The sequence below is a fragment of the Streptacidiphilus sp. PAMC 29251 genome, from assembly GCF_054208735.2.
Genome location: NZ_CM135725.2, coordinates 4,822,787 through 4,835,887 on the forward strand (window position 1 = coordinate 4,822,787; position 13,101 = coordinate 4,835,887).

Genomic DNA, 13,101 nt, shown 5'->3' on the forward strand with positions numbered 1-13,101 from the left:
CATCGCTGAGGACGGGGTGCCCACGGGGGGAGGACGATCGTCATGGTTCAGCAGGAACATACAGTTCCGCACGGCTCGGAACGTGCGATTCCGGAACAGCGGAACGGACGGCTCGGCGGCGCGGAGGGTTCGGGAAGCGGGGGCGGCGGGGTGGGCAGCGGGAGCGGCTCGGGCACCGCTGCGGGTTCCGGCGGCCGGCTGCGGGTGGACGCCCGCCGCAATCTGGAGAGCGTGCTCCGCGCCGCCCGCGAGGTCTTCGGCGAACTCGGCTACGGCGCACCGATGGAGGAAGTCGCCCGGCGGGCCGGGGTCGGCGTCGGCACGGTGTACCGACGCTTCCCCAGCAAGGAGGTGCTGGTCCGCCGTATCGCCGCGGAGGAGGTCTCCTGGCTCACCGCGCAGGCCCTGGAAGCGCTGGAGTCGCTGAACGGCGAGGCGCAGCCCTGGGACGCCCTGGCCGGGTACCTGACCCGGGCGGTGGCCACCGGCGCGGGCCGGCTGCTGCCGCCGGAGGCCTTCCGCTACGCCGAGCGGATGGAGCGGATCCCGGTGCAGCGTGCGGCCGGTGGCGCTCCCTCACTCGAGGTCGCGGCGGTGGCCGGCGGGGAGGGCGGCGCGGACGCGGATCCGGCGCGGCTGCTGGAGCTGCTCGCGCAGCTGGTCGAGCGGGCCCGCTCGACCGGTGAGCTGCGGACCGGGGTGACCGTGTCGGACGTGGTGCTGGTGCTGACCGCGTCGGTGCCCGCCTACACCTCGCCGAGCGCCCCCGGGCCCACCGCGACGGGTACGGGGACGGCCGACGGCATCGAGGTGGGCCTGGGCTCGTCGACCAGGCTGCTGCGGATCCTGCTGGACGGCCTGCGGGCAAGCTGAGGACGCCAGGTGACGGCCCGGCGACTCGCGCCGACCCGCTGGGAGCGGTCCTGTGTACGGGTGTCGTACGCGGGACCAGTTCCGTCCGACCCGGAAGAGTGGTCAGTGGCCGAACCGGCCGTGTCGGCCCAACCACCGTGGCAGTGTGTGGCCGTGGATCGACACGGGGGCTGCCATGCGCGTTGACGGCCAGGACGACGAGCGGGGCGCGGACGACCCGGAGGCCCGGGTCGCTCCGCAGCTGCCGCAGATCCCGGCCCAGGGCCCCCGGCACCGCTCCGGGCCCGGAGCGGGCACCGGGCCGGCAACAGGTACCGGATCAGAATCGGGCGCGGGGACCGGAACGGGCACCGGCTCGGACCACGGACCGGGGTCGGCGAGCGGCCCTGCCGCCACCGTCCCGGCCCCCGGCGGCCCGGTCGACGCCGAGGACCTGCCCGCCTCCGACACCGCCCTCACGGCCGCGGTACGGGCCGGGGACGACTCCGCGTTCGAGGAGCTGTACCGGCGCCACGCCGACGCCGTCCGCCGCTACGCCCGTACCTGCTGCCGGGACGCGTTCACCGCGGAGGACCTGGCCGGCGAGGTCTTCGCCCGTACCCTGCAGGCGCTGCGGTCGGGAAAGGGGCCGGAGTTCGCGGTCCGCGCCTATCTGCTGACGGCGGTCCGCAACATCGCCGCGACCTGGAGCCGCAGCGACCGGCGCGAGCAACTGGTCGACGACTTCACCCTGTTCGCGGCGACCTCGGCGGTGGTCGCCGATGTCAGCGTCACCGATCCCGGCGCGGACGCCTGGGCGATGGTCGGCGTCGACCACTCGCTGGTGCTGCGGGCCTTCAGCAGGCTGGAACCCGACGACCAGCTGGTGCTCTGGCACACCGAGGTGCAGCAGGAACCGCCGCGCGAGGTGGCCGCGATCATCGGCAAGACCGCCAACGCGACCGCGGTGCAGGCGCACCGGGCCAGGGACCGGCTCGCCGCCGAGTTCCTGCAGGCGCACATCTCCGACTCCCAGGCCCGGCCCTGCGAGGAGCACGCGCGCCGGCTGGGCGCCTTCGCCCGCGGCTCGCTGGGCAAGCGGGCGGCCGGGGACATCCGCGGCCACATGAAGGAGTGCGACCGCTGCTCGGCGGCGTACCTGGAACTGGTGGACCTCAACCACGGCCTGCGCGAGCTGCTCCCGGTGGGCGTGCTGGTGTGGATCGGGTCGGGGTACTTCACGGTGCTGGCCGCGGGTGCGGCGGGCGCCGCCGGGATCGGCATCGGGGTGGGCGTCGCCGCCGGCGGGACCACCGGCACGGCCGCCGCGGGCACCGCGGCCGGAGCGACCGCGGGAGCGACTGCCGGGGCGGCCGCGGGCGGAGCAGCCGCGGGTGGCGGAAGCAGCGCGGCCGGCGGCGGCGCGGCGGTGAGCGAGGGGCTCGGAATTCCGGCGAAGGCCGGGATCGCCGCGGCCGTCACCGTGGTGGCGGTGGCCGGGGTGGTCTTCGCCCTCACCGGCAGCGAGCACAAGCCGCCGCCGCCCCGACCGCACGCGGTGAAGGTCATTCCCAGGCCGGTGGCCACCGTGCCGCCGGCCACGCCCGCGGCCACCGTGGCGCCCAGCCCGGCGCCCGCCGTGGTCCCCCCGGTGGTACGGCCCAGGCCGCGTCCCTCGGTCCGGCACACCACGGCGCCCCCGGTGAAGCCGCGTCCGGTGGCCAGCCCCAAGCCGGTGCCGAAACCCACGCCCAGGCCGACGCCGAAGCCGAAACCGCCGGTGCCGCCGCCCGCCCCGGCCGACTACTTCGTGGACGCGCTGCCCTTCACCGGGGTCGGCCCGGCCACCGGCCCCAGCGTGGACGGCAGCGTGTCCAGCTGGCTCTGGCAGCGCAGCCGCGGGGTGCGGATCGGCGGCCAGAACTTCGGGCGCGGGATCACCGTGCACGCGCCGTCCTCGGTGACCATCCAGCTGAACCGGCAGTGCAGCGAGTTCGACGCCTCCGCCGGGATCGACGACATGACCCTGGGCCTCGGCGCGGCCCGCTTCTCGGTGCTGGACGCGAACAGCGGGCGCACCCTGTGGAGCTCCGGGGTGATGCACGGCGGCGACACGGCCGTGCCGGTGGACGTCCCGCTGCGCGGGGTGACCGCGATCCGCCTGATCGCGACGGGCGGGCGGAGCGGCCCGTTCGGCTCGGTGGTGAATGTCGCGGACTGGGCGAACGCGCGCTTCCGCTGCCAGTGAGGCCAGAGCTGAGGCCAGGTCAGATGGGGTCAGGTCAGGTGGGTCAGACCGCGCAGCTGCCGTCCGCGCAGGCGCCCGCGTCACCGTGGTCCGAATGCGTCGCGGTCGCGGTCGCCGCTGCGGCCTGCTCCAGCGCGCGGAGGAAGGTTGAGGTCTCCTGGGCGCCCTGCACCGCCCAGGTCTCGTCGATGACGAAGGTGGGGACGGAGCTGATGCCGATGGCGCGGGCCTGCTCCAGCTCGGCGGTCAGCTCGGCCGCGCCCTCGTCGGAGCCGAGGTAGCCGGTGACCCGGTCCCGGTCCAGACCGGCCGCGACCGCGATGTCGGTCAGGGCGGCGTGGTCGCCGACGTCGACGCCGTCGCTGAAGTGGGCCGCGAGCAGCCGCTCCTTGAGGTCGTGCTGGACCGGCAGCCCGTACTCGGTGGCGGCCAGGCGGAGCAGCCGGTGGCCGTCGAAGGTGTTGGCGTGCAGCGCGGCGTCGAAGTCGTACGTGATGCCCTCGGTCGCGCCCAGCGCGGCCACCCGGTCGTCCATGGCCCGGGACTGCGGCCCGTAGCGCTCGGCCAGCCAGGCCCGGTGCGGGGTGGCCTCGGCGGGAGCGTCGGGGACCAGCTGGTACGGGCGGTAGACGACCTCGACCGGGTGCGGGAAAGCAGCCAGGGCGCGCTCGAAGCGGCGCTTGCCGATGTAGCACCACGGACAGGCGATGTCGCTGAACACGTCGATCTTCACGGCTGAACGCTCCCTTTGTCTGCTTGGTCAGGTGATGTCAACCGGTGTCGTGAGCGGGGTATTCCGGGCCGGGACCAGCAGCACCGGGCAGGCCGCGTGGTGCACCAGCGCCGAGGCCACCGAGCCGAGCAGCAGCCGGCTGAAGCCGCCGTTGCCGCGGGCGCCGACCACCATGGTGTGCTGCCGGGCGGAGGCCTCCAGCAGGATGTCGATCGGGTTGCCCAGGACGGCGAACAGCGCGGGCGTCGCGGCGTCGGGGTGGCGCTGGGCGACGGTGGCGATGGCCCGCTCGGCAACCTGGCACATGCCCTGGAGCAGCCGTTCGGCGCTCTCCTCGGCCAGCTCGGCCACGCCGGGGGCGTAGCCGGCCGGGGAGGGGTTGACCGCGGAGAGCACATGCAGCGGCAGGGCGAGCGCGGCGGCCTCGGTGAAGGCCCGGTCGAGCGCCCAGAGCGAGCCGTCCGAGCCGTCGACGCCGACGACGATGCCGGGGGGCGCGGTGCTGAACGGGCTCGCTGACGGGGAGGGTGCGGTGGGCATGGCACCCATGGTTGGCCCTGCCGGACGCCCGACGGCTACGGCACGCCGATCGGATCCCGCCCGGCCTCCCGCCCCGGATCCTGCTCCCCCGGCTCCCAGGGCGGCTGCCGCACTGGCTCCCGCACCGGCTCGCGGCTGCCGATCGCCCGCCGCTCGGCCAGCGGCAGGCCGGTCCAGCAGGAGCCCTGGCGGGCGTGCAGCCGGCGCAGCCACAGCTCGGTGGAGACCACGGCGGCCAGCCCGTCCAGCGGGACCGGGCGGTCGCCCGCGGCGGCATGCAGCGCGCGGCGGAAGACCCGGGCGTCCAGCAGGCCCAGGTCGGCGAGCAGCGGGGCGGCGAACATCCGGTCCAGCGCGGGCAGGGCGTGTCGCAGCCCGGCCCGGACGCTGGTGGCGGCGGCGTAGGGGTCGGGCTGGGTGGACGTCCCCCAGTCCGCGGGGAGCGCGGTCACCCCGGCGCCGGCCAGCACGCTGCGCAGGATCGCGTGCCGGGAGCCCGGCTGGACCCTGGCCGAGGCCGGGACCAGTCCGCAGGCGCGCACCACCTGGTTGTCGAGGAAGGGGGCGTGCAGCCGCTGGTCGTCCTCGACGATGTGGCTGAGCACCCGGAACTCGGCCGCCTGCCGTTGCAGCGCCAGCCGCGCCCGCCGCTCGCCGGGGCGCAGGTCGGGGACGGTGCGCCGGGTGGCCAGCCGCAGCCGCACGGCGACCGCGGACAGCGCGTCGTCGGTCAGCCAGCGGGCCGCCGGGGCGGGATCGCACCAGCTCAGCGACTGCACCGAGGCCGAGCCCGCGGAGTTCGCGGTGGGCCGGCGCCGGGCCATCAGCCAGGCCGCGGTGTCCTCCAGGCCCTCCGCGTAGCTGGTGCGGGCCAGCCGGCGGGCGGCGCGGAGCACGGTGATGGGGGTGCCGAAGGCCCCCTGCAGCGGGTGCGCGCCGCTGTCGGCCCGGGCCAGCGCGGTGATCGGGCGGAGCAGCGGCATCCGGTGGTGTTCCAGCAGCAGGTCGGCGAGCCGGGCCGGGTGCCCGTCCAGGACGTGCCGTCCGCCGTGCCCGCTGAGGTGGTCGGTGCCGGCCGCGGCCAGCCGGCGGCGGTGCCGGGCCCCGGCGATCAGGGCGGAGCCCGGCTCGTCGGTGAGCGGTCCGGCCAGGTCGGGGTCGAGCAGGTCGGCGTAGGGCAGGGTGTCAGGACCGCCGGCCACCAGCAGGTGGTCCAGCCGGGCGTCGGCGGTGCCGAGGGCCTGGGCCCGGAGCAGTTCGGCGGTGTGCGCCGGGTCGGCCGCCGCCTGCTCGGTCGCGGCGCTGCTGTCGGTCCAGGTGACCACCAGCAGCGGGTGGTCGGTGGCGGCCCCGGTCGTGCCGCCCCTGGCCCAGGAGCCGCGGACGGCGCCGGTACGGGCCGGTTCGTCGGCCGGGGCGATGCTGGGCGGCCCGTGGTGCAGGGTGCGGGAGCTGCGGGGGTCGCCCCAGCGCTCGTCGACGGACTGCCGGGGCACCTGGAGCCGGCCCGGCAGCTGACCCGGCTGCTGGCCCGCCAGCTGACCCGCCGCGGACGCGGGTCGGGGCGGGCTGCCGGCCGGTCGCGGTATCCCCGCCGCGAGCAGGGTGAGCACGGTGGAGGCGCTGCCGCCGGACAGGTCGGTGCTGATCCGGCGCGGCTGGTCGCTGCCGCTGCGGACCCGGCTGCGGACCGCCTCCAGCAGGCTGCGGGTGACCTCGCCGGTCGCGGTGGCCTCGGCCATCCCGGCCCGGTCCAGCGGGTTGCCGCCGCCGACGCTGCCGCCGACGCTGGCCTGGTGCGGCTCGTACGGCTGCTCCTGCGGCCGACCGGCGCGGATGCTGAGCGCGCGCGCCGGAGCGACCCGGTGCACGCCGGTGAACGCGCTGTGGTCGGCGACGATCTCCGGGGCGTCCGGGACGGCCAGCCTGGCGGCCAGGTACAGCGGGTCGACCCTGGCCCCGACCAGGTCGGCCAGCGGCAGCCCGGCGGTGGCGTACGCGGTCCCGCCGCACCAGGGGGTGTGGAACACCGGCCGGACCCCGACCAGGTCGCCGAGCAGGGTGGTCCTGGTGCCCTGCTGCAGCACCACGGTGTAGCTGCCGGGCCAGGCGGTGAGGTGGCGCAGCGCGCCGCCGCTGGCCGCGAGCAGCGCGCCGCGCAGGGCGGCGTCGCCGGCGCCGCAGCGGCCGACCACGGCGAGCCGGGCGACGGCCCCGTCCCCCGCGGCGGGGTCCTCGGGGTCCTCGGGCAGGTCGGGGAAGCCGGTGCGAACCGCGTCGGCGGTGGCCTGATGCTGCCGGTAGACGCTGACGGTGCGGATCTCCTCGGGACGCCAGTCGCCGACCGCCCAGAGCGGGTCCGGGCCGGGCCAGATCAGCCGCCCGCCGAGGGGGCGCAGCTCCCGCAGCCGGGGCTCGTTGACGGCGGACGCGCCGTTCCACCCCACCAACCACCGCATCGACGCCTCCTGGGCTCCGAGACGGGCGCAGCAGGCTGCTTGTCGCACCGTCAGGGGCTGTCAGAAGACATCGTGCCATCAGCGCGCCCGGACATCCGCAGCGTGCGCGCGATCAATTTCAGAAAACAACGGAACAGCGAAAACAAACGGAACAGCGAAAACATACGGAACCGCCCTGCGCCCGGGCCGCCCCCTCCCCGGTCCGGACGCAGTCGCGGAAGAGGCTCCGGGCCCGGGGGTGTCCGCACACCCCCCGGGCCGACCGGCCACCGCGCGGGGAGTGCGGCACCGTTCCCCCGACCTGCTCTCCTCGACCGCAGGCCGACCCACACCCGGAATCCAACTCCCGCCCCTCCCGCGCCGGGGGGGCACGGCAGGGCGCACTGCCACACACCGCGGGTGCATGCCCGTCGCCCGGGCCGGGGCCTGCGGCAGCCGTGCCGTGAGAGCGGTATCTCGCCATCCGGGACACAGGCTCTTAACCCTGGGCAGGCGGGGAACTACTCTGGGTGTACGTGCGGGTGCAGGACGAGGGAATACCCGGGCTGACCGGAAACCGGCGGGGAGGTGGCACAGGGCATGACCACCACTGGGCGCGAGCCCAACGAGAGGCTGGGCACGCTGCTGGCGCTCGCCGGCATCAGCAACGCCGGGCTGGCCCGGCGGGTCAACGACCTCGGTGCGCAACGGGGTCTGACCTTTCGTTATGACAAGACCTCGGTGGCCCGCTGGGTCGGCAAGGGATGGTTCCGCAGGGGGCGGTGCCGCAGCTGATCGCCACCGCGATCGGCGGGAAGCTGGGCCGCAGCGTCCCGCTGGAGGAGATAGGACTGGCCGGAAGCGACCCCGCGCCGGAGATCGGCCTGGCCTTTCCCCGGGACGTCCCCGAGGCGGTCCGGCATGTCACCGAGCTCTGGCGGCTGGACTCCGGTGCGGCGGCGCGGTCGGAGGGCCGCGGCCGCGGCTGGTGGGACAACCTGGCCGGGACCTTCTCGGTGACGGCGTACGCGACCCCGGTGTCCCGCTGGCTGATCACCCCGGTGGACAGCTCGGTCGCGCGCGAGGCCGCGGACCTGCAGGGCGCGGCGCAGCGGATCCGGTCGGTGAGCGGGGATCTCACCGAGGTGCGCGGCGAGGCCGCCCGGGTCCGGGCGGCGGCGGGGGACGGACGGACCTACCGGGTCGGCCACGCCGACGCGGCCAAGCTGCGGCAGGCGGCGGGCGAGGCCCGGCACTGGGACTCCCGCTACGGCGGCGGCGACTGGCGCTCCTCGATGGTGCCGGAGTGCCTGCGCCAGGACGCCACCCCGCTGCTGCTGGGCTCCTACAGCGACGAGGTGGGCCGGGCACTGTTCGGCGCGACCGCCGAACTGACCCGGTTGGCCGGCTGGATGGCCTTCGACACCGGCCAGCACGAGGCCGCCCAGCGCTACTACATCCAGGCGCTGCGGCTGGCCCGGGCAGCGGCGGACGTCCCCTTCGGCGGCTATGTGCTGGCCTCGATGAGCCTGCAGGCCACCTACCGGGGCGCGGCCGAGGAGGGGGTGGACCTCGCCCAGGCCGCGATCGAACGCAATCGGGGCCTGGCCACGGCCCGCACCATGAGCTTCTTCCACCTGGTGGAAGCGCGGGCGCACGCCCGCGCGGGCAGCGCGCACGCCTGCGCCCAGGCGCTCGCGGCGGCGGAGAGCCGGCTCGAACGCGCCCGCTCCGGCGACGCCGACCCGCCCTGGATCGACTTCTACTCCTACGACCGGCTCGCCGCCGACGCCGCCGAGTGCTACCGCGACCTCGGGGTGCCGCTGAAGGTCCGTCAGTTCACCGCGTACGCGCTGGCCAGCCCCACCGAGGAGTACGTCCGCTCGCACGGGCTGCGGCTGGTGGTGTCCGCGCTGGCGGAGCTGGACGACGGCGACCTGGAGGCCGCGGTGGCCGCCGGCACCAGGGCGGTGGAGGTGGCCGGACGCATCTCCTCCCAGCGGACCAGGGAGTACGTCCAGGAGATGCTGCGCCGCCTGGAGCACTTCAAGGGCGAGCGCGCGGCGGTGGAACTCGCCGAACGCGCCCGGCTGGTGCTCGCCGCCCCGGCCTGACCCGGCCGGCCGGGTGCTCGGATGCACCTGGCGTACCCGGTTGTCCTACCCCCATGGGACGATCCACCCGTCGGCGCGAAAGCGGGGCTCGGCGGAAGGAGCGGGGTGTGCGGTACGACTGCGAGGTCGTGGTGGTCGGCGGCGGGATCGTGGGGCTCTCCACCGCGTACGCCCTGAGCCGGGCCGCGCCCGGGGCCTCCGTCATCGTGCTGGAGAAGGAACCCGCGCTCGCGCAGCACCAGACCGGCCGCAACAGCAATGTGGTGCACAGCGGCCTCTACTACAAGCCGGGCTCGCTCAAGGCCGAGTACGCGGTCGGCGGCGGCCGGGAGCTCGCGGAGTTCTGCCGCGAGCAGGGGCTGCCGTACCGGGCCACCGGCAAGCTGGTGGTCGCCACGGCCGGCGAGGAGCTGCCGCGGCTGCACGCCCTGGCCCAGCGCGGGCGCGAACACGGGCTCGCGGTGCGGGAGCTGGGCGCGCTGGGCATCGGCGAGTACGAGCCGCAGGTGCGCGGGGTGGCCGCGCTGCACATCGGCGACACCGGCATCACCGACTACCCGGCGATCGCCCGGGCCTACGCCAAGCTCTCCGGCGCGGAGCTGCGCACCGGCGGCGAGGTGCTGCGGATCGCGCGCCGGGCGGACGGGGTGACCGTCACCACCGCGCTGGCCGAGGTACGCGCCAAGGTGCTGGTCAACTGCGCCGGCCTGTACAGCGACAAGATCGCCCGCCTGGCCGGGGACGAGCCCGGGGTGCGGATCATCCCGTTCCGCGGCGAGTACTTCGAGCTCTCCGAGCGCAGCAGCGGGCTGGTGAACGGCCTGGTCTACCCGGTACCCGACCCGCTGTTTCCCGTTCCTCGGGGTGCACCTCACCAAGGATCTGCACGGCGGCGTCCATGTCGGCCCCAACGCCGTCCCCGCGCTCGCCCGCGAGGGCTACCGCTGGGGCACGGTCAATCCGCGGGAGCTGGCCGGGACGCTCGGCTGGCCCGGCGCCTGGCGCCTGGCGGCGCGGCACTGGCGGGCCGAGGCGGTGGAGGTACGGCGCTCGCTGTCGCTCCGCGCCTTCACCCGCGACGTGCAACGGCTGCTGCCCGCCGTCACCGAGGCCGACCTGCTGCCGGTCGCGGCGGGGTGCGGGCCCAGGCGGTGAGCCGCGACGGCACCCTGCTCGACGACTTCGCCTTCGCCGAGGCCCCCGCACCGTCCACGTCCTCAACGCCCCCTCCCCGCGGCCACCGCTTCGCTCCCGATCGGCCGCGAGGTCGCCGCGCGAGCCTTGGCCGCACTGGCGCAGTAAGCGCCTGCAGCGGGAGGCCGCCGCAGGCGCAGGCCCCCGCGCAGCGCGAGGGCGCCAACCGCCCCGGAGGGGCCCTGCGGGGGGTCGTTAGACTGGGCGGCATTGTGACCAGCGAAATCGTGCCCCCCGCCGCCCCCGCCCCGACCCCTCCGGCCGACGACGACCAGCTGCGGGCCCGGCGCCACGCCCGGCTGCTGGCCCGTGAGGCGACCGCGCAGGCCCTGCACCGGGAGCAGCGGGTGCGCAGCTTCCACCCGCGCAAGGGCCGGATGAGCGACGCCCAGCGCGAAGCGCTCACGCGTCTCTGGCAGACCTACGGGATCAAGGTCGACGGCAGCCGGGTACTGGACCTCGACACCCTCTTCGGCATCGCCCCCGGCGACCGCCTCCCGATCGTGCTGGAGATCGGCTTCGGCATGGGCGACGCCACCGCGACGATGGCCGCCGCCGACCCGTCCACCGGGATCCTCGCCGTCGATGTGCACACCCCGGGACACGGCAACCTGCTGCGCCGGATCGAGTCGGACGGCCTGGCGAACGTGCGCCTCGCCGAGGGCGACGCAGTCGTCCTGCTGCGCGACCAGCTCGCACCCGCCTCGCTGGACGGCCTGCGGATCTACTTCCCCGACCCCTGGCCCAAGGTCCGGCACACCAAGCGCCGGCTGATCCAGCCGGAGTTCCTGGCGCTGGCGCTGTCCCGGCTGCGCCCCGGCGCCACCGTCCACTGCGCGACCGACTGGGAGCCCTACGCCGAGCAGATGCTCGAGGTGCTGGGCGCCTCGCCGGAGCTGGTCAACCTGCACCCGGACCAGGACGGCGGCTACGCCCCGCGCCCGGACTGGCGTCCGGTGACCAAGTTCGAACGGCAGGGCATCGACAAGGGACATGTCGTGCACGACCTCCTGTTCCGCCGCCGCTGAGCAACAGCTGGGCACCCACCGGGCCGCTCCGCGGAACCCCGCTGCTGAAACCGCTTACGGGCGGCTCCGAGCCCCCGCTATGGTCGTACGGTGAGCAGCCCGCAGCCCGACCCGTCCGCTCCCGAGGACACCGCCCCCGACGACCTGGCAGCCCTGGACGCCCTCCCCGTGCCGCAGGCCGAGGAGGGGGCGCAGTTCCAGCTGCCCGGAAGGCTCCGCTACAAGCCGCGCCGCAACCCGTTCGAGAGCAAGGCGCTGCGGCTGACCGCGCTGATCGTGCTGCTCGCGCTCTGCGCGGTGGCGATCCTGGCGCTGGTGCAGCGGCAGACCGGGACCTCCGGGCTGCTGATCGGGATCTCGCTGGCGGTGCTGCCGGTGCCGCTGGTGCTGGGCGCGTTCTACTGGCTGGACCGGATCGAGCCCAAGCCGCTGCGCAACCTGCTGTTCTGCTTCGCCTGGGGCGCCTTCGCGGCCACCCTGGTGGCGCTGCTCGCCAACACCTGGGCCACCTCGCTGCTGATCGAACACCAGATCGGCAGCGGTGAGACGGTCGGCGCCAGCGTGATCGCGCCGCTGGTGGAGGAGTCCGCCAAGGGCTCGGCGATCCTGCTGCTGTTCCTGTTCCGGCGCCGCGACTTCAGCGGCATCGTCGACGGCATGGTCTACGCGGGGTTCACCGCGACCGGCTTCGCCTTCACCGAGAACATCCTCTACATCGGCCGCTCGGTGACCGAGGGCGAGAAGGACGGCCACGGCTTCGCGCTGACCGTGATGACCTTCATCCTGCGCGAGGTGATGTCGCCCTTCGCGCACCCGCTGTTCACCGGGATGACCGGGGTCGGCTTCGGCCTGGCGGCGATGACCCGCAAGCGCTGGCTGATGGTGCTGGCCCCGATCGCCGGCTGGGTCTGCGCCATGTTCATGCACGGGACCTGGAACGGCTCCTCGGCGCTGGGCGGGCTCGGCTTCCTCGGCGTGTACTTCCTCTTCATGGTGCCGGTGTTCGGCCTGATGGTGTGGCTGGTGGTGTGGTCCAGGCGGAGCGAGCTGCTGGTGGTGGAGCGCCAGCTGCCGGTGTACGTGGCGGCGGGCTGGCTCGCGCCGCAGGTCCCGCTGGTGCTGTCGACGCTGCGGACCAGGCGGCAGTCCAAGGACCTGGCCCGCTTCATGCAGGGCAAGGACGGGGCCCGCACCATGGGCGAGTACCTCAGCTTCGCCACCTCGCTGGCGTTCCTGCGGCAGCGGGCCGAGCGCGGGCTGGCCGGGAACGACTTCACCGAGCGGGAGCAGGAGCTGCTGCACCACCTGTGGGAGCGGCGGGACCGGGTCGCCGAGGTGTTCGCCCGGGTCGGCGCGCAGGAGTGGTACCGCAAGCACCCGCAGCCCCGCCGCCCCTACGGCTACGGCCTCCCGCAGGCCCCGCGCCCCGGCTACGGGCCGGGCCCGTACCCCCAGGCAGGCCAGTACCAGCAGCCGGGCCCGTACCAGCAGCAGCCCGGCCCGTACCGCCAGCCCGGCCCCTACGCCCAGCCGGCCCCGTACGCCCAGCCCGGTCCGCACCCCCAGGCCGGCCCGTACCCCAGGCCGGCCCGTACCCCCAGCAGGGCCAGTACCAGCAGCCCGGCCAGTACCCGCAGCAGCCCGGCTACCAGCCGCAGCAGTTCCCGCAGCAGCAGCCCGACCCCTACGCCCGCCCCACCGGCTACCGGGCCACCGGCTACCCCCAGCCGCAGCCGCAGGCCCCCGCGCCGTACCTGCCGGCCCAGCCCCCGCCCGGGTTCCGCCCGGCGGCCTACCCCGGCCCGCAGCCGCTGCAGCCCCTGCCGCAGCAGTACCGCCCGGCCGAACCGGAGCCGGCCGAGGCCCCCGCACACCCCGGGCACGACAGCGCGCAGTAACGGCGCGCAGCACCCCGCTCACGCCTCCGGCTGATCGCACCGGAACCATCGGAGGC

6 protein-coding genes and 3 pseudogenes are annotated in these 13,101 nt (G+C 75.4%); 6 read left to right on the forward strand and 3 right to left on the reverse strand.

Annotated features, from left to right (window positions below):
- Nucleotides 1–42 precede the first annotated feature (42 nt).
- Nucleotides 43–873, forward strand: a complete 831-nt coding sequence (locus ACXKR8_RS22630) for a TetR/AcrR family transcriptional regulator (protein WP_458274699.1) — start codon at nucleotides 43–45, stop codon at nucleotides 871–873.
- 175 nt (nucleotides 874–1,048) lie between these two features.
- On the forward strand, nucleotides 1,049–3,100 hold the full coding sequence (locus tag ACXKR8_RS22635; RefSeq protein WP_458274700.1) for a sigma-70 family RNA polymerase sigma factor: 2,052 nt from the start codon (nucleotides 1,049–1,051) through the stop codon (nucleotides 3,098–3,100).
- A gap of 43 nt (nucleotides 3,101–3,143) precedes the next feature.
- Here ACXKR8_RS22635 and ACXKR8_RS22640 read toward each other — a convergent pair whose 3' ends face one another.
- The 3 genes from ACXKR8_RS22640 to ACXKR8_RS22650 are packed head-to-tail and all read right to left on the reverse strand — an operon-like array spanning nucleotide 3,144 to nucleotide 6,832.
- Complete coding sequence (locus tag ACXKR8_RS22640; protein ID WP_458274701.1) at nucleotides 3,144–3,833, reverse strand: DsbA family oxidoreductase; 690 nt, start codon at nucleotides 3,831–3,833, stop codon at nucleotides 3,144–3,146.
- 27 nt (nucleotides 3,834–3,860) lie between these two features.
- Entirely contained in the window at nucleotides 3,861–4,373 is a 513-nt protein-coding gene (locus tag ACXKR8_RS22645) for a universal stress protein (RefSeq protein WP_458274702.1), read from the reverse strand.
- 35 nt (nucleotides 4,374–4,408) lie between these two features.
- Complete coding sequence (locus tag ACXKR8_RS22650; protein ID WP_458274703.1) at nucleotides 4,409–6,832, reverse strand: asparagine synthase-related protein; 2,424 nt, start codon at nucleotides 6,830–6,832, stop codon at nucleotides 4,409–4,411.
- A 579-nt stretch (nucleotides 6,833–7,411) separates the two neighbouring features.
- Between ACXKR8_RS22650 and ACXKR8_RS22655 the strand changes: the two are divergent.
- The 4 genes and pseudogenes from ACXKR8_RS22655 (at nucleotide 7,412) to ACXKR8_RS22670 (ending at nucleotide 13,079) form a co-directional block, all read left to right on the forward strand.
- Nucleotides 7,412–8,925 (forward strand): annotated as a pseudogene (locus tag ACXKR8_RS22655) (MFS transporter).
- A gap of 53 nt (nucleotides 8,926–8,978) precedes the next feature.
- Nucleotides 8,979–10,227 (forward strand): annotated as a pseudogene (gene lhgO / locus ACXKR8_RS22660) (L-2-hydroxyglutarate oxidase).
- A gap of 443 nt (nucleotides 10,228–10,670) precedes the next feature.
- Nucleotides 10,671–11,147: pseudogene (gene trmB / locus ACXKR8_RS22665) on the forward strand (tRNA (guanosine(46)-N7)-methyltransferase TrmB); the annotation flags it as partial.
- A 90-nt stretch (nucleotides 11,148–11,237) separates the two neighbouring features.
- The gene (locus ACXKR8_RS22670; RefSeq protein ID WP_462100647.1) at nucleotides 11,238–13,079 is read left to right on the forward strand and encodes a PrsW family intramembrane metalloprotease; all 1,842 of its coding nucleotides are present in this window, start codon (nucleotides 11,238–11,240) and stop codon (nucleotides 13,077–13,079) included.
- Nucleotides 13,080–13,101: the final 22 nt, after the last annotated feature.